At 53.6% G+C, this 22,462-nt stretch carries 18 protein-coding genes and 1 pseudogene; 7 read left to right on the plus strand and 12 right to left on the minus strand.

What is annotated here, in order from left to right; all coding sequences use genetic code 11:
- Nucleotides 1–24: 24 nt before the first annotated feature.
- Both iscR and trmJ read right to left on the minus strand, forming a co-directional pair.
- Nucleotides 25–531, minus strand: a complete 507-nt coding sequence (gene iscR, locus NNL38_RS12570; RefSeq protein ID WP_255388375.1) for a Fe-S cluster assembly transcriptional regulator IscR — start codon at nucleotides 529–531, stop codon at nucleotides 25–27.
- Between the two features lie 112 nt (nucleotides 532–643).
- Complete coding sequence (gene trmJ, locus NNL38_RS12575) at nucleotides 644–1,375, minus strand: tRNA (cytosine(32)/uridine(32)-2'-O)-methyltransferase TrmJ (RefSeq protein WP_255388376.1); 732 nt, start codon at nucleotides 1,373–1,375, stop codon at nucleotides 644–646.
- Between the two features lie 203 nt (nucleotides 1,376–1,578).
- Here trmJ and suhB point away from each other — a divergent pair, with 203 nt between their 5' ends.
- Complete coding sequence (gene suhB, locus NNL38_RS12580; protein ID WP_255388377.1) at nucleotides 1,579–2,379, plus strand: inositol-1-monophosphatase; 801 nt, start codon at nucleotides 1,579–1,581, stop codon at nucleotides 2,377–2,379.
- A gap of 264 nt (nucleotides 2,380–2,643) precedes the next feature.
- Complete coding sequence (locus tag NNL38_RS12585) at nucleotides 2,644–4,932, plus strand: mechanosensitive ion channel family protein (protein ID WP_255388378.1); 2,289 nt, start codon at nucleotides 2,644–2,646, stop codon at nucleotides 4,930–4,932.
- Nucleotides 4,933–4,994: 62 nt separating this feature from the next.
- On the opposite strand, the gene secF is transcribed toward NNL38_RS12585, so the two are convergent.
- The 6 genes and pseudogenes from secF to NNL38_RS12615 form a co-directional block, all read right to left on the minus strand.
- Nucleotides 4,995–5,942 (minus strand): protein translocase subunit SecF, encoded by a 948-nt coding sequence (gene secF, locus NNL38_RS12590; protein ID WP_255388379.1) that lies wholly within the window; start codon nucleotides 5,940–5,942, stop codon nucleotides 4,995–4,997.
- 12 nt (nucleotides 5,943–5,954) lie between these two features.
- A pseudogene (gene secD / locus NNL38_RS12595) lies at nucleotides 5,955–7,807 on the minus strand (protein translocase subunit SecD).
- 24 nt (nucleotides 7,808–7,831) lie between these two features.
- Nucleotides 7,832–8,167 (minus strand): preprotein translocase subunit YajC, encoded by a 336-nt coding sequence (gene yajC / locus NNL38_RS12600; RefSeq protein WP_255388380.1) that lies wholly within the window; start codon nucleotides 8,165–8,167, stop codon nucleotides 7,832–7,834.
- 22 nt (nucleotides 8,168–8,189) lie between these two features.
- Nucleotides 8,190–9,317, minus strand: coding sequence for a tRNA guanosine(34) transglycosylase Tgt (tgt, locus tag NNL38_RS12605; protein ID WP_255388381.1), 1,128 nt, complete (start codon nucleotides 9,315–9,317; stop codon nucleotides 8,190–8,192).
- A 199-nt stretch (nucleotides 9,318–9,516) separates the two neighbouring features.
- The gene (queA, locus tag NNL38_RS12610) at nucleotides 9,517–10,569 is read right to left on the minus strand and encodes a tRNA preQ1(34) S-adenosylmethionine ribosyltransferase-isomerase QueA (RefSeq protein WP_255388382.1); all 1,053 of its coding nucleotides are present in this window, start codon (nucleotides 10,567–10,569) and stop codon (nucleotides 9,517–9,519) included.
- A 133-nt stretch (nucleotides 10,570–10,702) separates the two neighbouring features.
- The gene (locus NNL38_RS12615) at nucleotides 10,703–11,791 is read right to left on the minus strand and encodes a S1 family peptidase (protein WP_255388383.1); all 1,089 of its coding nucleotides are present in this window, start codon (nucleotides 11,789–11,791) and stop codon (nucleotides 10,703–10,705) included.
- A gap of 214 nt (nucleotides 11,792–12,005) precedes the next feature.
- On the opposite strand from NNL38_RS12615, the gene NNL38_RS12620 reads away from it, so the two are divergent.
- Together NNL38_RS12620 and NNL38_RS12625 are read left to right on the plus strand one after the other, a co-directional pair.
- Nucleotides 12,006–12,473: a CBS domain-containing protein gene (locus NNL38_RS12620; RefSeq protein ID WP_255388384.1), complete on the plus strand. Its 468-nt coding sequence runs from the start codon at nucleotides 12,006–12,008 to the stop codon at nucleotides 12,471–12,473.
- A gap of 26 nt (nucleotides 12,474–12,499) precedes the next feature.
- The gene (locus tag NNL38_RS12625; RefSeq protein WP_255388385.1) at nucleotides 12,500–13,090 is read left to right on the plus strand and encodes an acyl carrier protein phosphodiesterase; all 591 of its coding nucleotides are present in this window, start codon (nucleotides 12,500–12,502) and stop codon (nucleotides 13,088–13,090) included.
- Nucleotides 13,091–13,307: 217 nt separating this feature from the next.
- On the opposite strand, the gene aceA is transcribed toward NNL38_RS12625, so the two are convergent.
- The 3 genes from aceA to NNL38_RS12640 all read right to left on the minus strand — a co-directional run bounded on the left by aceA (nucleotide 13,308) and on the right by NNL38_RS12640 (nucleotide 17,860).
- Nucleotides 13,308–14,612, minus strand: a complete 1,305-nt coding sequence (gene aceA, locus NNL38_RS12630; protein WP_255388386.1) for an isocitrate lyase — start codon at nucleotides 14,610–14,612, stop codon at nucleotides 13,308–13,310.
- 133 nt (nucleotides 14,613–14,745) lie between these two features.
- Nucleotides 14,746–16,359 (minus strand): malate synthase A, encoded by a 1,614-nt coding sequence (aceB, locus tag NNL38_RS12635; protein ID WP_255388387.1) that lies wholly within the window; start codon nucleotides 16,357–16,359, stop codon nucleotides 14,746–14,748.
- Nucleotides 16,360–16,963: 604 nt separating this feature from the next.
- Nucleotides 16,964–17,860, minus strand: coding sequence for a hydrogen peroxide-inducible genes activator (locus NNL38_RS12640; RefSeq protein WP_255388388.1), 897 nt, complete (start codon nucleotides 17,858–17,860; stop codon nucleotides 16,964–16,966).
- A 132-nt stretch (nucleotides 17,861–17,992) separates the two neighbouring features.
- Here NNL38_RS12640 and NNL38_RS12645 point away from each other — a divergent pair, with 132 nt between their 5' ends.
- Nucleotides 17,993–18,601, plus strand: coding sequence for a peroxiredoxin C (locus NNL38_RS12645; protein ID WP_255388389.1), 609 nt, complete (start codon nucleotides 17,993–17,995; stop codon nucleotides 18,599–18,601).
- Between the two features lie 235 nt (nucleotides 18,602–18,836).
- Nucleotides 18,837–19,580, plus strand: coding sequence for a copper homeostasis protein CutC (locus tag NNL38_RS12650; protein ID WP_255388390.1), 744 nt, complete (start codon nucleotides 18,837–18,839; stop codon nucleotides 19,578–19,580).
- Between the two features lie 74 nt (nucleotides 19,581–19,654).
- Here the strand turns inward: NNL38_RS12650 and NNL38_RS12655 are convergent, their stop codons facing one another.
- Nucleotides 19,655–21,178, minus strand: a complete 1,524-nt coding sequence (locus tag NNL38_RS12655; RefSeq protein ID WP_255388391.1) for an alpha/beta hydrolase — start codon at nucleotides 21,176–21,178, stop codon at nucleotides 19,655–19,657.
- Nucleotides 21,179–21,614: 436 nt separating this feature from the next.
- Here NNL38_RS12655 and ppk2 point away from each other — a divergent pair, with 436 nt between their 5' ends.
- Nucleotides 21,615–22,424, plus strand: a complete 810-nt coding sequence (gene ppk2 / locus NNL38_RS12660; RefSeq protein ID WP_255388392.1) for a polyphosphate kinase 2 — start codon at nucleotides 21,615–21,617, stop codon at nucleotides 22,422–22,424.
- Nucleotides 22,425–22,462 lie beyond the last annotated feature (38 nt).

The following is a 22,462-nucleotide window of genomic DNA, read 5'->3' on the forward strand; positions in this document are numbered from 1 at the left end:
TCCGAAAATACGGACGTCTAGTCTCTAGGAGCGGACATTGACACCGATTGTGGCGCTGTCATGTGTATTGTTTTTGGCAAATGATGTTTTTTGCAGGATTTGATCCTGACGATCCGAGATCTCCTGAACATCATTATCTTTCATCAGCTCACCAAGCGTGATGTTATTTAAAAAGCCGCTGATACGGGCGCTCAGATCGTGCCACAGCGTATGGGTCAGGCAGCGGACACCGCCCTGGCAGTCCCCTTTCCCCTGGCATTTGGTGGCGTCAACCGATTCATCAACGGCGGCAATGACCATGCCCACGGCAATGTCATCGGCGTCTTCACCCAGGCGGTAGCCGCCACCGGGACCGCGGACACTGGCCACCAGGCCGGCCTTGCGCAGGCGAGAAAAAAGCTGTTCAAGATAAGACAGCGAAATCCCCTGACGCTCTGAAATATCAGCCAGAGGAACCGGGCCATCTTGAGAATGCAGGGCAACGTCCAGCATGGCCGTTACCGCATATCTTCCTTTTGATGTCAATCTCATAACACACCGCTACCCACTTTTATGTATGGGAGAAGTGTCGCATACCTGACTAAAACGGTCAAGTATTTACCTGACCATTTCAGTCAAGCTTTTAACCATACGGTTTATATGTCTACTTACCTTGATTTTCGAGCGATTTTTCTACTGAGGACAAAATCCCTCGCAGAATATTCAGCTCCTGTTGCTCAGGGCGAGCACGGGTAAACAGCCGGCGCAACTTCGCCATCACCATCCCCGGATGGTTCTTATTGATAAACCGAGTTTGACGGGTCACTTTTTCCAGATGCTCGTAGAACATCTCCAGCTCATCCACCCGTGGATAGTCTTCAACGACGGTGGAATGCCCCTGTTTCTGCTGCTCCAGGTAGGCCATCCGGACTTCATAACAAACCGTTTGCACCGCCATCGCCAGATTCAGCGAGCTGTATTCAGGGTTGGCAGGAATGTAGACATGGCAGTGGCAGCGTTGTAATTCTTCATTGGTCAGGCCGGTTCGCTCACGGCCAAACAGAATCGCAACGTGGTGGTTACCGGCTTCGGCAATCGATTTGGCACCGCACTCACGTGGATCCAGCTGCGGCCACTCCAGGGTACGAGAACGTGCGCTGGAGCCAATCACCAGACCGCAATCGGCAATCGCTTCATCCAGTGTTGACACAATGCGGGCATTCTCGACCACATCGGAAGCACCTGCCGCCAGGGCATAGGTTTTGCCGTCCACTTCACAGGCCGGGTCCACCAGAACCAGGTTGGTCAACCCCATGACTTTCATTGCCCGGGCAGCCGAACCGATATTCCCCGGGTGCGAAGTCCCGACTAAAACAACACTGATCTTATCTAACATGGTGTCGCGTATACCCACTAATTCTTAAAGCGGACGGATTTTACCACAGCCATCAAAAAAATGGAGAAAACATGCAAAAACATTATATCAATTCACCTGCGCCACAAGCCGCTACGGGCAAAAAATAATCACTTCCTTTTTACCCCAGCTTTGCTATACTCGCCGCCGCTTTTTAGTTCTTTAACATCCGTTGGGAAGATCCTATGCATCCGATGCTAAACATCGCCATTCGCGCTGCGCGAAAGGCTGGTAACCATGTCATTAAATCACTAGAAAAACCTCAGGCCATTGAAGTTGCAAACAAAGGTACTGATATTGTTACCAACATCGATAAAGAAGCAGAAGCTATCATTATCGACACTATCCTGAAATCTTACCCTGAGCACTGCATCGTTGGTGCGGAGACCGGGAATCAGGAAGGCAGAGATAAAGAATGCCAGTGGATCATTGACCCAGTGGATGGCACCAAAAACTTTGTCCGCGGTTACCCGCACTTTGCAATCTCTATTGCCCTGCGTATGCGCGGCCGTACTGAGATTGCTGCCGTGTACGATCCTGCGCGCAACGAACTGTTCACCGCGACCCGCGGTTCCGGCGCCCAGCTGAACAGCCAGCGCATCCGTGCTTCTCAGCCGCGTGATCTGACTGGCACAACCCTGGCAACCAGCCTGCCGTATGCAGCCAAACAGCACACCGAAAGCTTTATGAAGATCCAAAACGCACTGTTTGTCGAGTGTGACGACATGCGTCAGAGCGGCTCGACGGCCCTGGATCTGTGTTACCTGGCTGCCGGCCGAGTGGACGGCGTATTCAAGCTGGGTCAGAAGCCTTGGGAGCTGGCCGCAGGCGAACTGATCGCCCGTGAATCCGGTGCTATCTGTACTGACTTTACTGGCAACACCAACTACCTGACTTCAGGTAACATCGTCGCCGGTAATGCCCGCGTCGTGAAACCAATGCTGGCGAAAATCCGCGAGCACGGCAGCGACGCCCTGGCAAAATAATTGATCGCTCTCTGATTCCTCTCAAACGCCTCGGTTGATCGCCGGGGCGTTTTTTTATCGCACATATCCGCCTGCAACATTGCCCCAGCTGACATATTCTTATCTACATTGTGTTTCGCACGGCCTGCCTGGCGGCGGCCAGTCACCCGCAGGAGCGCTGCCATGCACCGCGATGTCGCCACTTGTTGTTTCTTTGCACACCGCTCACATTGTTCTTTATTCCTGATACTTGTGCTTATCATCGGCGGATTCAGCCAAACAGCCGTGGCACAACCACAGATCCCGCGGCAGGCATGGGAGGATACCGCCAGCCAAGCCGAGCGGCTGATCAGTGAACAAAGCCGGGACAACAGCAAGCTTGAAGTCGTCAGAAACCAGCTGGCCGAGCAGCGGGATCAAGCCTATAAGCTGGCCACCTATAAGGATGTGGAAGTTCGCGCGCTGGAAGCCCAGCTGACGGCATTGGGCCCGGCACCGGCAGAGGGGGGGAGTGAGCCGGAAGTTATCGCGACCCGAAGGGAAAGCCTGGAACAGGCGCTGGCTGTAGCCAGCGGCCCCATCTACTACGCCGAAGGTGCTTATGAGCGGGCCAATCTGCTGATCGGTGAAATCGATACCCAAATCCGGGAAAATACCGTCAGCCAGTGGCTCTCCCAAAGCCCGACGCCGCTACTCCCCAGCCGCTGGCAGCTTGCCGCTGGTGAATTCCTTGGCTATAGCCGCCAAATCACCGCGCAATTTACAACCTTTTTCGACGATCCCGAAGCCAAGCGGCAGTGGTTGCAAGGCCTCCCCCTGTTCATTGCTATGATCCTGGCTGCCAGTGCTTTCCTGGCCAGGCTTCAGCCCTGGGCCTTTGATCGAATTGACTTAAAGGTCGAACAGACACCATCTAAAAGCCGCGCCCTGATGCTCAGGCTACTTGCCACCGGACTGAAGCTACTCTTTCCCGCTTTAGGGACGCTCGGATTAACCCTTGGCTTTCAGGGGTTTCTGCCGGAGCTGGCCTCTGTCCGGACCCTGGCCGCGGTGCTACCGGCAATGCTGCTGTATATTGTGCTCAGTGACTGGCTGGGACTACTGTTGTTTCGCCCAACAGCCCCATCACAACGTATCATTGCCGTCGCGGATACAATTGCCAAAAAAGGGAAGCGAACCTGCCTGATGCTCGGCGGCTTTCTTGGCCTGATCATTCTGATCGGAGCGCTGAAAAAAGACTATGACTTCAGCACCGCTTCCATTGCCGTACTCACCTTGCTGGCCATCATCTGCGGCAGCCTGCTACTTTGGCGCCTGGCTACGCTCCTCAGCCAGGCCGCCCCCGGAAAAACCGAGCAGGAAGCAACAGGCACTGCCGGTAAAGGCGTGCTGGCGACCTTGACTCTGCTGATGAAAATTTCCAGTATTCTGAGCGTTGTCTTTGTCTCGATTGGCTACGATAACCTGGCCCGTCAGGCCATTATTCCGATGGTGATGTCGATGGGGCTGCTGGCATTTGCCATTGTGGTCTACTTTGGCCTGCTCAATCTGCTGTCGCACATTTTTGCAGATCAGGAAGAGGCCAAACAGGGGCTGCTGTCCGTGTTTCTGGTAACCCTCATCTCCCTGGCACTTGCCCCCCTGCTCGCCCTGATCTGGGGCGCCAGAACCACAGATATTGCTGAAGTCTGGCGACTGCTATCTGACGGGGTTGCTATTGGCGACGCACGGTTATCACTCAATGTCGTCCTCACCCTGCTGATCGTGCTGTTTGTCGGAATTTTGCTCACCCGCTGGCTGCAATATGTACTTCGTCATTCCGTGCTGCCCAAGACCAAAGTCGATATCGGCGCACGGACCGCCCTGGTCACCGGAACCGGCTATATTGGGGTGACGCTCGCGGCCATTATTGCCGTCTCGGCCGCCGGCCTGAACCTTGCCAGCCTGGCGGTTGTTGCCGGTGCACTCTCCGTCGGGATAGGTTTCGGCCTGCAAACCATTGTGTCGAACTTTGTCTCCGGGATCATTCTATTGATTGAGCGGCCCATCAAAGAAGGAGACTGGATTGAAGTGTCCGGCTATTCCGGATTCGTCAAAAAGATCGCCGTCCGTTCGACCCGGATTGAGACCTTTGACCTGCACGATGTGGTGATCCCCAATTCGGATTTAATTGCCGGGACAGTGAAAAACATGACCCTGCACAGCTTTCATGGCCGACTCATTGCCAATGTCGGGGTTGCTTACGGCAGCGATCTGAGCCTGGTTAAAACTATCCTGCTTCAGGCGGCTGAGGAGCACCCCATGGTGCTAAGCTCCCCGGAGCCCGCTGTCCTGTTTATGGAAATGGCCGACAGTGCCCTGCTGTTTGAACTGCGCTGCTATATCCGCGACATCCGCCAGGTGTTTGTGGTCCGCTCCGATCTGCTTTTTACCCTGTACGAAACCCTGACCGCCCGGGGCATCACCATTCCGTTCCCGCAGCGCGATATTCATATTAAGGGCCTGGACGAGTCCCTGCGGCCCACATCTCCGCCCGATCACAGTGTAAACAACAAGCGAGACAGCCAATTGTGAACCAATAAAAAATCCGGGCAACAAGCCCGGATTTTATCAATGTAGCCATCTCTGCCACAACTTTAAGGCATGGCGTCGAATTCTTCGCCTTCCTTTTCAACCTGCGGCGGCATCAGGTGCTCCCGGGTGATCCCCAGTTTGAGCGCCAGTGCCGATGCCACGTAGATTGACGAGTAGGTCCCGACCGTAATACCAATCAGCAAGGCTGCGGCAAAACCGTGGATCATGCTGCCACCTTTCATAAACAGCGCAATCACCACAAACAGCGTGGTAGCCGAAGTGATCAGGGTCCGGCTCAGGGTCTGGGTGACCGAGCTGTTCATCACTTCTGCCGGGCCGCCTTTACGCATCTTGCGGAAGTTTTCCCGGATCCGGTCAAACACCACGATGGTATCGTTGAGCGAGTAACCGACCACGGTCAGCAGCGCGGCCACAATGGTCAGGTCAATCTCAATCTGAGTGAAAGAGAAAATCCCGATTGTGATAATCACATCGTGTGCCAGCGCCAGCACCGCACCGGCGGCCAAGCGCCACTCAAAACGCATCGACACATACAGCAGAATACAGATCAGCGACACCAGGATCGCCAGACCGCCTGCTTCCGCCAGCTCGTCGCCGACGTTCGGACCGACGAACTCGATCCGGCGCATTTCAACATCCAGCCCGGTACCGGTACGCAGCGCATCAATGATCTGGTTGCCCAACTTTTCGCCCTGCGCATCTTCACGCGGCTGCAGGCGGACCATCACATCTCGCGCGGTACCGAAGTTCTGCACCACGGCGTCACCAAAACCGCCGGCTTCCAGCGATTCCCGGATCAGGCCCAAATCGGCCGGTTGCTCAAACCCGACTTCAATCAGGGTGCCGCCGGTAAAGTCCAGCCCCCAGTTCAGTTTCTGGGTCGTCACGGTCGCGATGGCCGTCACAATCATCAAGGCCGACAGCAGGAAGGCCCCTTTCGACCAGCGCATAAAGTCGATCACTTTATCCGCTTTCATTATTTGAAACATGTCAGCGTCTCCTTAGATCGACAGCTTATCGATGCGCTTGCCGCCGTACACCAGGTTCACCAGTGCACGGGTTCCGATAATCGCGGTAAACATCGACGTCAGAATCCCGATAGACAGGGTCACAGCAAAGCCTTTCACCGCACCGGTCCCGACCGCAAACAGAATAATCGCGGTGATCAGGGTGGTGATGTTGGCATCAGCAATGGTACTGAAGGCATTGGCATAGCCTTGCTGAATCGCCTGCTGCGGGCTGCGGCCGTCACGGATTTCCTCACGAATTCGCTCAAAAATCAGCACGTTGGCATCCACCGCCATCCCGACCGTCAGCACAATACCGGCAATGCCCGGCAGCGTCATGGTGGCGCCCGGGATCATCGACATCACCCCGATAATCATTACCAGGTTCATCAGCAGCGCCATGTTGGCAAACAGACCAAAGCGGCGGTAGTAGATCAGGGTGAACAGCATCACCGCCACCATGCCCCAGATCATCGCCTGGATCCCCATGTCGATGTTCTGCTGACCCATTGACGGACCAATGGTGCGCTCTTCCACAATCGAGATTGGCGCAATCAGGGCACCGGCCCGCAGCAGCAGCGCCAGGTTGTGCGCTTCAGACTGGGTATCAATCCCGGTAATGCGGAAGTTACGGCCCAGCGCGGTCTGGATGGTGGCCTGGTTAATCACTTCTTCGTGTTTTTCCAGGATCACTTTACCGTTCGGATCGCGATCACCACTGTCTTTATACTCGGTAAATACAGTCGCCATGAGTTTGCCGACGTTGTTACGCGAGAAAGCAGTCATTTTGCTGCCGCCTTCGCTGTCAAGCGAGATGTTCACCTGCGGGCGGCCGTATTCATCGGCACTGGAGCTGGCATCCGTGATGTGAGAGCCTTCCAGGATCACGCGTTTTTTCAGCACCACCGGACGCTGATCACGGGTGTACTTCACTTCGCTGCCCGGTGGCACCCGGCCAGACGCTGCGGCAGCCAGATCAGCGGTGCTGTCGACTTCGCGGAACTCCAGCGTTGCTGTCGCGCCCAGGATCTCTTTGGCGCGTGCGGTGTCCTGCACGCCCGGTAGCTCAACCACGATCCGGTTGGCACCCTGACGCTGAACCAGCGGCTCTGCCACACCCAGCTCATTGACCCGGTTACGCAGGATCGTAATGTTCTGCTCAACCGCATAGTTGCGAATTTCGGTCAAGCGCGCGTCAGTAAACTGCGCCGACAGCACAAAGCGGCCATTGCGGTCCGTGTCAGTAAACAGCATGTCCGGGTGCAGCTTCGCCAGCTCAGCTTTGGCTTCGGCCAGCTGCTCGGCATTACGCAGACGAACTTCAACAGACGTGTCGGTTTTGCTAATGGCACGGTAACGGATTCGGGCCTCGCGCAGCTCGGTCCGGAAGGTTTCTTCCTGCTGACCCAGCAATTTGTCCATCGCTGCGTCCATGTCAACTTCCATCAAGAAGTGCACACCGCCACGCAGGTCGAGGCCCAGTTTCATTGGGGTTGCGCCGATGGATTCAAGCCAGTCCGGAGTCGATGGGGCGAGGTTGAGAGCAACGACAAAGTCATCGCCAAGTTGTTGATTCAATATGTCGCGGGCGCTGATTTGGGTATCAGTATCATTAAAGCGGACCAGTACAGTACCGTTTTCGAAGGCGACAGATTTATAGGAGATTTGATGTTGTTTTAAATCTTCGGTGACAGTATCCAGCGTAGCCATATCTGCCGAGGCGCCACGCGCCCGGAGATTTGAATCGCTGGATCTTCACCGTACACATTGGGAAGTGCATAAAGCAAACCGATGATCAGTGTAAACACCACCATCAGGTTCTTCCACAAGGGATAACGGTTTAACACTGCTAAGATCCTTCAAAGCGAATTTTACAGAGATTTCATTGTACCCTTAGGCAGTACAGCAGAAACGAAATCTTTCTTGATGGTAACTTCAGTCGTGTCATTCAGTGCAATCACGATGTAGTCATTTTCTTCAGAAACCTTCGTGATTTTACCGACCAGGCCACCGTTGGTCAGCACTTCATCCCCTTTGCCCATGGAAGACATCAGGTTCTTGTGCTCTTTCACACGCTTGGCCTGCGGACGGTAGATCATGAAATAGAAAATAACTGCGAACAGACCCAGCATGATGAAAAGTTGCATGCCGCCACCCTGTGGGGCACCTTCAGCTGCGGCGTGTGCCTGAGAAATGAAAAGACTCATTTAATAACGTCCTCGTTTATTGTTAAGCGTTTTTCAACGGTGGAACTTCACGGTCCCGACGCGCATAGAATTCTTCTACAAATGCATCGAAACGATCTTCTTCAATCGCCTTGCGGATACTTTCCATCAGTCGCTGGTAGTAACGCAAGTTATGGATTGTGTTTAAGCGCGCACCCAGGATTTCATTACATTTATCCAGGTGGTACAGATACGCCTTCGAATAGTTGCGACAAGTGTAACAGTCACAGTGCGGATCGAGAGGGCTTGTATCGGTTTTATGTTTCGCATTGCGGATCTTGATCACACCGCCAGTGACAAACAGGTGACCATTGCGGGCATTTCGGGTCGGCATCACGCAGTCGAACATATCGATACCACGGCGAACACCTTCCACCAGATCTTCTGGTTTACCCACACCCATCAGGTAACGTGGCTTGTCTTCCGGCAGCTTCGGACAAGTATGCTCCAGTACCCGGTGCATCTCTTCCTTCGGCTCACCCACGGCCAGGCCACCGACAGCATAGCCGTCAAAGCCGATTTCAGTCAGACCTTTGACGGAAACATCGCGCAAGTCTTCATATACACTACCCTGAACGATACCGAACAGCGCATTTTTGTTACCAAGTTTGTCAAAATGGTTCCGGCTGCGCTGCGCCCAACGCAGGGACATCTCCATCGATTGCTTGGCTTCCTCATGAGTCGCCGGGTATGGCGTACACTCATCGAAAATCATCACGACATCGGAACCCAGGTCGTACTGGATTTCCATCGACTTCTCAGCGTCCATAAAAATCTTGTCGCCGTTAACCGGATTACGGAAGTGAACCCCTTCCTCGGTGATCTTACGGATATCGCCCAGGCTGAACACCTGAAAACCGCCGGAGTCGGTCAGGATCGGGCCCTGCCACTGCATAAAGTCATGCAGATCGCCGTGCAGCTTCATCACTTCCTGTCCCGGGCGCAGCCACAGGTGGAAGGTATTGCCCAGCAGAATTTGCGCACCGGTCTCTTTCACTTCTTCCGGTGTCATGCCTTTTACAGTGCCATAAGTTCCCACCGGCATGAATGCTGGTGTTTCAACCGTACCACGTTCAAACTGCAGGCGACCGCGGCGGGCACGTCCCTGAGTTTTATCCAGTTCAAATTTCACAAAACCTCCAAAAAGCCAGAGAAACAATCTGACATTTATTCCCGTATGGGGTGCAAGCCCCCCAGGCCGTCTGCCTGAGGCGCGATCAGTATTTGCCGGCCCCGAAGCCGGCAAACATCAAATTCAATGCGACAAAGTCGACAAAGGCTGCAATCTTAACAAATGCAGCCTTAAGTGACACTGACTTCCCAGTTTAAGTTCAATCCGCCTTGCGGGTAATAAACATCGAGTCGCCATAGCTGAAGAAGCGGTACTGGTTCGCCACCGCCTGATGATAGGCATTCATGGTGTGCTCATAGCCGGCAAACGCACTGACCAGCATGATCAGGGTTGATTCCGGCAGGTGGAAGTTAGTGATCAGCACATCCACCAGCTGGAACTGATAGCCCGGGTAGATAAAAATGTCGGTATCGCCGAAAAACGGTTTCAACTCGGTGCCCTTCTTCACCGCATCCTGGGCCGCACTTTCCAGTGAACGCACCGAGGTGGTGCCGACCGCGATCACCCGACCACCGTTGGCTTTGGTTTCCTGGATGGTCGCCACAACATCTTCCGGCACTTCCACATATTCCGCATGCATGTGGTGATCGTTAATATTCTCCACCCGAACCGGCTGGAAGGTCCCAGCACCAACGTGCAACGTCACAAACGCAAAGTTAACCCCTTTCGCTTTCAGGTCGGCCATCAGCTGATCATCGAAGTGTAATCCGGCCGTCGGGGCTGCGACTGCACCCGGCTTAGCGTTGTAGACAGTCTGATAACGCTCTTTATCCGCGTCCTCATCCGGGCGATCAATATAAGGCGGCAGCGGCATATGGCCGACTTCTTCCAGGATCTCCAGCACGGTTTTTTCGCTGTTAAAGCGAATTTCAAACAGTGCGTCATGGCGGGCCACCATTTCCGCCTGATAGTTGTCGTTTTCACCCAGCAGCAATTCAGTGCCCGGCTTCGGCGACTTGGAACAACGCACGTGGGCCAGAATGCTTTTATCATCCAGCATCCGCTCCACCAGCACTTCCAGTTTACCGCCGGAGGCCTTTCGGCCAAACAAACGCGCCGGGATCACCCGGGTATTATTAAAGATCAGCAAATCACCGGGTTGCACCAGATCCAGCACATCTTTAAAGCCTTTATGCTGCAGCTCGCCGGTATTACCGTTCAGTTGCAGCAGACGGCTGGCCGTGCGCTCAGGTTGCGGATAACGAGCAATCAGCTCGTCAGGAAGGTCAAAGTGAAAATCTGAAACTTGCATCTTTCGGGCCCTAAATTACAGCAGGCCGGTAGTATATACCCAAACAACTTCAAGATGCGATGTTGTTTGGGTATAAGCTGCCCCGCGGCAAGATCGAACGAAGATGCGCAGATGCCGGGGGCGAAAACACAGACTAAAGATCGCAGCGCCACAGGGCCATCAGCAACAACCCGGCCAGGAGCCAGAGCCCGATAGAACCACCGCTATCGCCACTGTCCGGTGTCGTCACCGCAATCCCGCTGCCGGCATTGCCAATATCCCCGTCAAGCAGGTTGACCGAAAATACCGGGGTCGACTGGCTGCGCAGGGTTCTCCCTGCCTGGGCATCAATCCAGCTTTGATACTCAGCCACCTCGGTATAAACACCGGGCACCGTCACAGCACAGCCATTGCCGAAACTCACCAGCCCCACCAGTCGAAGTCCGAAATCAGCGTCCCCGGCTGCCTGCGGATCCTGCCACACCAAGGGGCCGCCGGAGTCGCCAAAACAGCTGTCCCGGGCCAGATCCGGCGCCACTGAACCGGCGCAGAGAAAAATCGGATAATCACCGCTGTTCATGTTCGCTCCCCACTGGGCATCACAGGTTCGGTCCGGCACGCCGGACAGCAGGGTATAGCGCAACGTCGAAGAGCCAGAGTTACTATCTTGCGGATCGGTACTGCCCCAACCGGACACCAACAAGTTCGGCGGGCGCTCGCCATTGGCGACCCAACTATTCGCAAAGGCATTATCCACCCGGTCCTGGGTCGCCCGATCGGCCATCCGGATCGGAATAGCACCTTCAGGCAAAGGTTCGGCCAGTTTCAGAAGCGCAATGTCATTGGTAAACTGGGCCGAATTGTAAGACGGATGGATCACCAGTTCAGTCACCGCCACCGCATTGCGGCTATTGGCCGAGAACAAGCTGACGATTCCGCCCCAAACCCGGACATTATCCGCCGTCACCGTCACAGAGCCATGCTGCAGACAGTGTGCCGCCGTCAACACCAGATCCTGGCTGACCGCCACACCCCCACAAACGAAAGTACTCTGGCCGCCATCGCTGGCGGGAAATGTCAGGTTGAGATAAACCTGCCACGGAATGTCCTGCTGCCCGGATTCAACACCACCCACAATCTTCGCCGTCACGGTACCGGGACGAGCGGATTCCTCACTGGCCACAGCCGTAGCAGAGCACACGAAAAACCAATATAACAATAAGCCAAACAACAACTTATACATCAAGTCATACCTACTTGGCAGGTCGTTTATTGATTATAAGACAGCCTCAGTTTTAACCTTTGGGAAAAAAGTATTAAACATGAGAATCACAACCAAATAGTTTGACGGGTGTCATAGGTAAATGCTGTGTGATTCGCTACATTCAGAGATAGGAAGAGCTTTTTAATCAGAGCGTTAACTGTAGAAAGTGAACTTAAGTGCTACGGAGGCCTATATGTTTACAGTCGCCGATATGATGACGCCACACCCCCATACCCTCGCCCCTTCAGACACCCTGGCCGATGCCAAGCGGTTGATGACCGACAAAGGGATCCATCATGTACCCGTGACGGATCAGGACAATCACCTGCTCGGCCTGGTCAGTCAGCGGGATATTTTGGCTGCCCAGGAGTCGAGCCTGGAGCAGATCCAGAAGAGCAGCTTTATCTCCGCGCTGGATATTCCGCTCAAGCAGTGTATGCACACCCAACTGTTCAGTGTCGAACCGCAAGCCGGGCTGAAAGCAGCCGCACTGTACATGCAAAAGCACAATATTGGCTGTTTACCTGTTTTGCACCACAATAAACTGGTCGGCATCATTACCGACAGTGACTTCGTGGCCATTGCCATTAACTTACTGGAGATCCAGGAGGAGAACGATCCGCTGGAAGATTCGCCGGAAGCTGACAATGACCTGTTCTGACCCAACGGGAATCACCATCAAGTCCTATGAACTTTCTAGCCCACCTGCACCTGGCCGATCACTGCCGCAGTCACCTGGCCGGCAATCTGCTGGCTGACTTTGTCCGCGGTGATCCGGACCGCCAGTACCACCGGGAAGTCGCCAACGGGATCCGGCTCCACCGCTTTATCGACAGCTATATTGACGCCATGCCGGAAGTACTGCGCTGCCGGGAGCTGTTTGGTCCCAACACCCGGCGGGTCAGCGGGATTGCACTGGACATCACCTGGGATCACTTTCTAGCCCGACACTGGTCCCATTTCCATGACCAGCCACTGCCGACATTTGTCAACGAAGCCCAAGCCGAAGTCAATGCCTATCACGGAGAAGTCCCGGAAGCATACCGTCAAACCATGGCCCGGATGTGGCAACAACAATGGCTGCTGCAATACCAGAATGCCGCCACGATTCAGACCGCGCTGGAGCGTATGGCCAGCCGCCGTCCCAGGCTTCACCAGCTTGCCCAGTGCCCAAAAGAGATCAGCCGGCACTACGACGACTTGGAGCAGCAATTTTTCCAAATTTACCCCCAGATCATCACTGCCGCCGACACATTCCGTGCCCGGCAAACCGACTAGGCCCCGCAGCAATACCTCACCTGAATCAGCCCCAGGTTGGGCTCAGCCAGGCTCCGACTCAGGATTGTCACCACAAAAAGCGATAGTAAAAAAAGGGAGCGCCGAGCGCTCCCAAGAAGATAACAGTAAATGTCATAGTTTAACTTCACATTCAACGGTGTCGCATCCGCTCCACCAATCAAGATAACAACATCTTGCTAGGATATATTTGGCTTCCTCAGAATTGATCTTCTTCAGTTGAACCGGTCAGGGCCGTGACGGAAGAGTTACCGCCCTGAATCACATTGGTCATCTTATCAAAGTAGCCGGTCCCCACTTCCTGCTGATGCGCGACAAAGGTGTACCCCTTATCTGCCGCTTCAAACTCAGGACGCTGAACTTTTTCAACATAGTGACGCATGCCTTCGCCCTGGGCATAAGCGTGGGCCAGCTCGAACATGTTGAACCACATATTGTGGATCCCTGCCAGGGTGATGAACTGGTATTTATAGCCCATATCCGACAGCTCCTGCTGGAACTTGGCAATGGTTTCCGCATCCAGGTTCTTCTCCCAGTTGAACGATGGCGAGCAGTTATACGCCAGCAACTGATCCGGATATTGAGCGTGGATGGCTTCGGCAAACTTACGCGCTTCTTCCAGGCAAGGCGTCGCCGTTTCACACCAGATCAAGTCTGCGTACGGCGCGTAGGCCAGGCCACGGGCAATCGCCTGATCAATCCCGGCGCGGACACGGTAGAAGCCTTCCGCAGTACGCTCGCCTTCGATAAAGTCTTTATCATATGGATCGCAGTCTGACGTCAGCAGATCCGCGGCATTGGCATCCGTTCGTGCAATGACCAGGGTCGTCGTCCCGGCAACATCCGCAGCCAGACGCGCTGCAATCAGCTTCTGGACCGCTTCCTGGGTCGGCACCAGTACTTTACCCCCCATATGGCCACATTTTTTCACCGAGGCCAGCTGATCTTCAAAGTGAACGCCCGCAGCACCGGCGTCAATCATGTTGCGCATCAGCTCGTAGGCATTCAGCACCCCGCCAAAACCGGCTTCTGCATCGGCCACAATCGGCAGGAAGTAATCGATGCCCTCTTCCGGGCTGCCGCCATTGGCCCACTGGATCTGGTCGGCGCGACGGAACGAGTTATTGATGCGCTTGACCACAGCCGGAACAGAGTCCACCGGGTACAGAGACTGATCCGGATACATGGTCGATGCCGTGTTGTTATCGGCGGCAACCTGCCAGCCGGACAGGTAAATGGCTTCAATCCCCGCCTTGGCCTGCTGTACGGCCTGGCCACCGGTCAGCGCACCCAGACAGTTGACATAACCTTTTTTAGCGCCCCCGTTGACCAGCTCCCAGAGTTTGTCAGCGCCGCGTTGGGCAATGGTATTTTCCGGCGCGAAAGAGCCACGCAGGTTAATCACTTCTTCTGCAGTGTAGGTACGTTTTACATTCTTCCAACGTGGATTCTCAGCCCAATCTTTCTCAATAGCTTCAATTTGTTGCTGGCGAGTCAATGTCATCTTACTTTCCCTCGTTTCTATTTGGCGATAATCCGTTTAACGTCTTCGTTATCGGCTGTCTTTCTTTTCTCAGGCTTATTCGGGCGTTGCCGACCACTCATCCAGCATTGCCCGTTGTTCTGTTGTATTGGCACTACTTCAGGTAGTCATACCCGGGTAGCGTCAGGAAATTCACAAGTTCATCACTGGTGGTCAGTTGCGCCATCAATGCGGCAGCTTCTGGATAACGGCCCTGCTCGAAACGCGCGGTGCCCACTTCTTCCTGCAGCACTGTCATTTCTTCGGCCAGCATCTGCTCAAACAGGGCTTTGGTGACCACCTGGCCGTTACTGAGCGCCTTGCCGTGCTTAATCCACTGCCAGATAGAGGCCCGGGAGATTTCGGCGGTGGCCGCATCTTCCATCAGGCCGTAAATCGGCACGCAGCCGTTGCCGGAGATCCAGGCCTCGATATACTGCACCGCCACCCGGATATTGTGGCGCATGCCTTCTTCAGTCCGCTCACCATCGCACGGTGCCAGCAGCTCACTGGCCGTGATGGGCGCATCTGCCTCACGGCTGACATCAAGCTGGTTCGGACGCTCGCCCAAAGCTTCATCAAAAATTGCCCGTGCGGTATCAGCCAGGCCCGGATGCGCGACCCAGGTCCCGTCGTGACCGTTTTGGGCTTCCAGTGATTTATCATTGCGGATCTTATCCAGCACCCAGGCGTTACGCTCCGGATCCTTAGACGGAATAAAGGCCGCCATCCCTCCCATCGCAAAGGCACCGCGACGGTGACAAGTTCGCACCAGCAGGCGGGAATAGGCATTAAGGAACGGTTTTTCCATCGTTACCACCTGACGGTCGGGCAAAATCCGATCCGGGTGGTTCCGCAACGTTTTGATATAGCTAAAAATATAATCCCAGCGGCCGCAGTTCAGACCAACAATGTGATCTTTGAGGCTATAGAGAATTTCATCCATCTCGAATACAGCAGGCAGGGTCTCAATCAGTACTGTCGCCTTGATGGTGCCGCGCGGCAGGCCATACTCATCTTCAGTGAAAGAGAACACATCACTCCACCAAGCGGCCTCCTGGTAGGCTTGCAGCTTCGGCAGGTAAAAATAAGGACCGCTGCCTTTAGCCAACAGTTGTTTGTAGTTATGGTAAAAATACAGGGCAAAATCGAACAACGCCCCGGGGATGGGCTCCCCCTGCCACAGCAGGTGTTTTTCCGGCAAATGCAGTCCGCGCACCCGGCAGATCAGCACCGCGGGATCGTCCTTGAGCTGATAGGATTTTCCGGTCTCCGGGTGGGTGTAAGCAATCGTGCCGTTTACGGCATCACGTAGGTTGCGTTGCCCATCCAGGACTTCATCCCAGGCCGGAGCAAACGAGTCCTCAAAATCGGCCATGAAAACTTTGACGTTGGCGTTCAAGGCGTTAATTACCATTTTGCGCTCAACCGGTCCGGTAATTTCAACCCGGCGATCCTGCAAGTCAGCAGGAATATTGCGAATGTGCCAGTTGCCATCACGGATATGGGCCGTGTCTTCCAGAAAATCCGGCAAAGCCCCGGCATCAATCGCCTGTTGCCGTTGTTCACGGGCTGCCAGCAATTCAGGGATGCGCGAAGCGAAGCGCTGTACCAGCCGCTCAACAAACTGAAACGCGTCGTCGGTTAAAATCTCTCTCTGCGCTTCAGTCAGTAGCGGTTGCAGTGATAGCTTCACTTCATGATTGATTGAGGCTGTTGTGTCCGTCATTCTTACGCTCCCTTACGACATGTAACTAAATCACCACTTACATCAGTTCCTGTGACTCAGACTTATCCACTCCCTGAGTCGTAACCTTGAAATTACGTTGCCGCAATCAGTCACCAATTGCAAGCATCCCTGCCGACAAACAGAGAAACAAACACAGACTTAAACCAAACAAAAACAACAACTTAAATATTTTAGAGTAATAACTCAAAACACTAAATTAAAACAAATTTCAGCGAAATGCTCGGTTTCATCAGCGGCCCGCTAACCCGCCCCGAAATGTAACCAGTTACGTAATTTAATTACCAAACAACCCAATTCAAACCCATGTTCAAAAAAGCGTTTTAAACAGAAAATAAAATCCTGCGCCACGCCAATATGACTAAATAACAGCCAGTTAGGCATCATGTTTTCGGCAAAGTTATACGCAACCAGCATCACTTGCTAATCAATTGGTTTCATTTATTTGTGGAGCGAAACAGAATAAATCTACAAAAACCAAATCAGCACCGCGCCGAGACGCGCACTGGATATATTAGAATTCAGGAGAAAAGCAGAAGAACGTGCTGTTATCGTGGGAAAGTACAGGCCGACTCATGAAAAAGGGCTAGACTAGCCCTTTTACAATCTCTGCCAAGCGGGCAAAGGTTTGTGTTCGGCTAGAGGTCGGACGCCAGACCAGGCCAATTTCACGGTAGGCTTCCCGACCCGGCGGATCGACAACCACCAGATTCTGGTTATCCAGGATCCCGTGATTAATGGCCATCTGGGGAATGAAAGTGGTGCCCAAACCGTTCGCAACCATTTGAACCAGCGTGTGCAAGCTGGTGGCTGTAAACGGATTGATCTTCTCCCGACTCGTCAGCTGGCAGGCAGAAACAGCGTGATCGGTCAGGCAATGCTCTTTCTCCAACAAGAAGACGGATTCATCCGGCAAGTCGGCATAACGCAATGGATTCGAGACCTGCGACGCCTGTTTCTGGCTGATCACCATTTTAAAAGCATCGCGCCCCACCACTTCACTGTACATGCCGTTAATTTCGACCGGCAATGCCAGGATCAGGACATCCATTTCACCGTTGCGCAGCGCAGCCAAAAGATTCGCCGTGGTGTCTTCGCGCAACAAGAGATGCAGGTTCGGGTGGTGCTGGTTGACCGCCTGCACTAGATCACACAGCAGGAAAGGTGCAATGGTCGGAATACAGCCAATCCGGAGCTGGCCGTCCATACCATCACCCTGGTGGTTCGACAGCGCCATCAGGTCCTGGGTCCGCGCCAACAACTCACGGCTGCGCTCGACCACATCTTCCCCGGTCGACGTAAACACCAGAGACTTGTTATCTCGCTCGATCAGCTGACACCCCAGCAACTCTTCCAGGTTCTGGACGCCGGAGCTTAAGGTCGACTGACTGACAAAACAGCGCTTGGCGGCCTCACCAAAGTGCCGGGTTTCAAACAAGGTCACCAGATAATGGAGCTGTTTGAGGGAAGGAAATTTATTCATCGTAATTTTCGATTACATCAATCTATTTATTCCGCTTTTTTCAATGTACCAGTTCCGCTATAGTTTGTCTCGTTCAAACAGGAGCCTACCGGAAAGGTCGGCGACAAACCCAATCTATAGGAGCACCAATTTATGGTACTAGTAGGTCGTCAAGCACCAGATTTTACTGCTGCAGCTGTTCTAGGTAACGGCGAAATCGTTGATAACTTCAACTTTGCAGAATTCACAAAAGGTAAAAAAGCGGTAGTTTTCTTCTACCCACTAGACTTCACTTTCGTATGTCCTTCTGAGCTGATCGCTTTCGACAAGCGTTTCGAAGACTTCAAAGAGAAAGGCGTAGAAGTAATCGGTGTTTCTATCGACTCTCAGTTCTCTCACAACGCATGGCGTAACACTGCTGTTGAAGACGGCGGTATCGGTCAGGTTCGCTACCCACTGATTGCAGACGTGAAGCACGAAATCTGCAAGGCATACGACGTTGAGCACCCAGAAGCCGGTGTTGCGTTCCGTGGCTCTTTCCTGATTGACGAAGAAGGTGTTGTTCGTCACCAAGTTGTGAACGATCTGCCTCTGGGCCGTAACATCGACGAAATGCTGCGTATGGTTGACGCGCTGAACTTCCACCAGCAGAACGGTGAAGTTTGCCCAGCTCAGTGGGAAGAAGGTAAGAAAGGTATGGACGCTTCTCCACAAGGCGTTGCTGCTTACCTGTCTGAGTTCACTGCAGATCTGGACAAGTAAGACCCTATAGGTCTTACCTCACACCCGCTCAACGGTGTGATGGCAAAACGCGAAAGCGTAAAGCCGAAAAGTCAGCCTGAATGGCGATAAAAATGATGAGGCCCGGATACACCGGGCCCTTTTTGTATCTGCCTCTGCCTTTTCAGACTCCCCCTACTGGTATCCCCTGCCAATCAGTTTTACACTGCCAGCTCTCCTCCCGCGAACACCTTTAAACGGCTCGGAACTGATTGCTATGTCTTATCAACTTGAAGTTTGTATCGATAACATCGAATCACTGACGCTGGCTCAGCTGGGCGGCGCGACCCGCATCGAGCTTTGTGCAGCGCTGGCTTTGGGCGGCCTGACACCCAGCCATGGCTTGATGCACATCGCAGCCCAAACGGCGACCGTCCCGGTCTATGCCATGATCCGCCCGCGCCAGGGGGACTTTCTCTTCTCCGATCAGGACATTGAAATCATGCTGAGTGATATCCACGCCGCCAAACAGGCGGGACTGCAAGGCGTGGTGATCGGCGCGTTGACCGCAGACGGGAAGATTGACCGCGATACCTTGCGCAGTCTAGTCAACGCGGCCCGGGGCATGGGGATCACCTTTCACCGCGCCATCGATCAGTGTATCGATCCGATGGCGGCGCTTGAGGTTATTATGACCGCCGGCTGTGAGCGGGTACTGACATCGGGTCAACACGCGAGCGCGGAAGCCGGGATTGAGGTTCTGGCCGACATGGTGCAATTTTGCGGCAACCGACTCTCGGTCATGGCCGGCGCTGGCATCCATGCCGGCAACGTCCGGGAAATTGTCCGCAACACCGGCGTCAAAGAAGTACACTTGTCCGGGAAATCAACCCGGCCGAGTGAGATGGGCCACTACGCCGGGAAGGCTCATATGGGCAGCAATGCCGTGGATGACTTTGCCATCCCCGTGACCGCGACCGATAAAATCGCCGCCGTCGCACAAATTCTCAAAACCTGTTGAAGCCTGAAATCGCCGAGCCTTAAACGAACAAGAGCCTGCAAATGCAGGCTCTTCGGGTTGCTCAAAGATGCGAGTTACCAGCCGATGATATTATCGGTTGGGTGTGGTACGCGGCTGCCACTATCAAACCCTTTGGTAAAGAATCCCGGGTTCCATTCGCAAGCATCATCCATAACCTCCTGGGACGGGTTAATCAGATATTGCGTTGTCGGATCATCGATGCAGCTCACGTTTTTATAGCTAAAGCCATGATCCACCCGGTTATTGACAGTGATCAGAGACGCTGAATCACCCAGTGCCGCCACCATTTCTTCCGTCCAGGTATATGGCGTCGCCGGATCGTACTGGCCACCAATGACCAGGATCTGCTTGCCGCCCAGCTTGGACGCCATATTCTCAACCGGTGCAATCGGATCGCGTTTCGCTGACCAGCCTTGACACATATCAGCAGTATCCCAGTAACTCAATGGGCCATACAGCGCAGAGGCATCGTAATAGTCATGGTCTGACAAGGCGATTTCAACATCCGTCAGAGGCATCCGTTCATCCGTACAGATCACCGCTTTAAGATGAGCCCTGGCACGCAGGTCATCTTCCTGGCTGGAGTACACAGTTTTCGACCAGCTATCTGCGCTTAGGAGACTCCAATACAAATCAAATCCATTGTCATTATCCAACAGATCTTTTAATCCATAATCAATATTCTGCCAGTAATTGCTCGACTCACGCGCTATTGTCAGGCTCATCACTGCAGACAGTGCATCAAAGTCCAGGGTGTAGCCATCATTGGTTCTGTAATAGAAAGCGCCATTTTTGGATTGCCCATATTCATCATGAAACAAACCACTGGCTAACGTTTCATATGTTGTTTTACGCGTAGGATAGGTCGCATAATCCAGACGGTAGGCTGCAATCTTTTCATACCCGGCGGTATTGCCGATCCGGATTTCCACATTGTTGGCATCCGTCGGTGACATGGGTGAGTCCAGTACAATCGCCCGAACCCGCTCCGGGAACATGTCGGCATACAATGACCCCAAGCGGGTACCGTACGAATAGCCCAGGAAAGTCAGTTGCGCATCACCCAAGTGCGCTCGCAGGCGGTCGAGATCTTTGACGATGGAATTACTGCCGATATAAGGTGCAACTTGCTGGAAAGTGGCATCACAATTACCCTGCTTGTTACGCTCAGCCACCGCGCAGGTCGTCAGTTCATCAGCAAAGGCGCTCCAACCGGCACCGCGCGGATCCATGCCGACAATATCGAACCGATCCAGAATCTCTGGCGGGAAATCATAAGCTGCCATAGATGCCGCCCCGCCGACCGCCGGCGCACTCGGGCCACCAAAGTTCAGAACCAAAGCACCAATCCGCTGGGCCGGATTCCGGGCCTTATGGACCCCGTAAAACACTTCGACTGTTTCACCGCTTGGCGCATTATAATCTTTCGGCACCTGCATAAAATCACAGGTCATATTGGCCGGACAGCTCTGGATGGCCATTGCCCGGCGATCGGCAAAGGGGTTACCGCCACCATCGCCGCCGCCACAACCTGTCAAGATCAGGCAAGTCAGCGCCCCTGACATGAACTTATACATTTGTCACCTTTCTTTGTTATTTTTGTCTTCTTTAATATGTTTACTGCGATTGGTATTACGAGAAAGCCACACAAAATCGGTGGCATATGAGCATAAAATAAAACAATGCGCAATTATCACCCTTTCAAATACCGATCCAGTTAACCAAATGTATATCCTGCCCGGCTTGAGTCAGACAAAGATAACACTCCCATGCTCCCTCGCTCGCCATCACCGCGTCAGCGCATTATCATAACCACGACTAATACCAATCAAAGTAAGTGATCAGAAATAGCGCCGGAATAATGTTTGAGAACAAGGCAGAATTTTTAGATAAGTAGTTATTCTACAATCAAAAATTCTAACGCAGTTATCGAGCATTTTAACAAGCTAGAATGACCAGCTATTTACTGCGATTGGTATAAGCACAGGGTGACACATCAACAGGGAGAGCTGAATGGCCAGTGACAAACCAGGCAAAAAACTCAAGAAGAAAGACTACCAGAAAGAGCTGGAACGCCTCCAGGTCGAGCTGGTGAAGCTGCAGGAATGGATAAAACACAGTGGCATGAAAGTGGTGGTCATTTTTGAAGGCCGGGACGCCGCCGGGAAAGGCGGGGTGATCAAACGCATTACCGAAAAGCTCAACCCGCGGGTTTGTCGCGTTGTCGCACTGCCGGCCCCCACCGAAAAAGAGAAGACCCAATGGTACTTCCAGCGCTATGTCGCACATCTGCCAGCTGCCGGTGAAATGGTGCTGTTCGATCGCAGCTGGTACAACCGGGCCGGGGTCGAAAAAGTCATGGGGTTTTGCAGCAATGAGGAATACGAAGAGTTTCTCCGCGCCTGCCCTGAATTTGAACGCATGTTACAACGATCTGGTATTATCTTGCTGAAATATTGGTTTTCCGTGTCTGACGAAGAGCAGGAAGCGCGCTTTCTGGAGCGAATCCATACCCCAGTCAAACGCTGGAAGTTCAGTCCGATGGATCTGGAATCCCGTGCCCGCTGGGCCGCTTATTCCGAAGCCAAGGATAAAATGTTCGCCTACACCGACTCCAAGCAGTGCCCGTGGTGGGTCGTGGAAGCCGATAACAAAAAGAAAGCCCGGATCAACTGCATCTCCCACCTGCTCTCTCATATTCATTATGAAGAGATCCATTATCCGCACATCGAGCTACCGCCCATCGACAAAGAAGGCTATATCCGGGCGCCCGTCGACAACCAGACCTTCGTGCCGGATCGATTCGAGAAAGATGACGATTAATGCGAGCGAAACTCAGAATCAAATGTCCCGGCATTGGC

Source organism: Photobacterium atrarenae, from assembly GCF_024380015.1.
Lineage (GTDB): Bacteria > Pseudomonadota > Gammaproteobacteria > Enterobacterales > Vibrionaceae > Photobacterium > Photobacterium atrarenae.

Excerpts from the sequence above, each read along its gene's own strand:
- iscR (WP_255388375.1), bottom strand. The coding sequence starts at position 531 with ATGAGATTGACATCAAAAGGAAGATATGCGGTAACGGCCATGCTGGAC.
- trmJ (WP_255388376.1), bottom strand. The coding sequence starts at position 1,375 with ATGTTAGATAAGATCAGTGTTGTTTTAGTCGGGACTTCGCACCCGGGG.
- suhB (WP_255388377.1), top strand. The coding sequence starts at position 1,579 with ATGCATCCGATGCTAAACATCGCCATTCGCGCTGCGCGAAAGGCTGGT.
- secF (WP_255388379.1), bottom strand. The coding sequence starts at position 5,942 with ATGTTTCAAATAATGAAAGCGGATAAAGTGATCGACTTTATGCGCTGG.
- yajC (WP_255388380.1), bottom strand. The coding sequence starts at position 8,167 with ATGAGTCTTTTCATTTCTCAGGCACACGCCGCAGCTGAAGGTGCCCCA.
- queA (WP_255388382.1), bottom strand. The coding sequence starts at position 10,569 with ATGCAAGTTTCAGATTTTCACTTTGACCTTCCTGACGAGCTGATTGCT.
- NNL38_RS12615 (WP_255388383.1), bottom strand. The coding sequence starts at position 11,791 with ATGTATAAGTTGTTGTTTGGCTTATTGTTATATTGGTTTTTCGTGTGC.
- NNL38_RS12620 (WP_255388384.1), top strand. The coding sequence starts at position 12,006 with ATGTTTACAGTCGCCGATATGATGACGCCACACCCCCATACCCTCGCC.
- NNL38_RS12625 (WP_255388385.1), top strand. The coding sequence starts at position 12,500 with ATGAACTTTCTAGCCCACCTGCACCTGGCCGATCACTGCCGCAGTCAC.
- aceA (WP_255388386.1), bottom strand. The coding sequence starts at position 14,612 with ATGACATTGACTCGCCAGCAACAAATTGAAGCTATTGAGAAAGATTGG.
- aceB (WP_255388387.1), bottom strand. The coding sequence starts at position 16,359 with ATGACGGACACAACAGCCTCAATCAATCATGAAGTGAAGCTATCACTG.
- NNL38_RS12640 (WP_255388388.1), bottom strand. The coding sequence starts at position 17,860 with ATGAATAAATTTCCTTCCCTCAAACAGCTCCATTATCTGGTGACCTTG.
- NNL38_RS12645 (WP_255388389.1), top strand. The coding sequence starts at position 17,993 with ATGGTACTAGTAGGTCGTCAAGCACCAGATTTTACTGCTGCAGCTGTT.
- NNL38_RS12650 (WP_255388390.1), top strand. The coding sequence starts at position 18,837 with ATGTCTTATCAACTTGAAGTTTGTATCGATAACATCGAATCACTGACG.
- NNL38_RS12655 (WP_255388391.1), bottom strand. The coding sequence starts at position 21,178 with ATGTATAAGTTCATGTCAGGGGCGCTGACTTGCCTGATCTTGACAGGT.
- ppk2 (WP_255388392.1), top strand. The coding sequence starts at position 21,615 with ATGGCCAGTGACAAACCAGGCAAAAAACTCAAGAAGAAAGACTACCAG.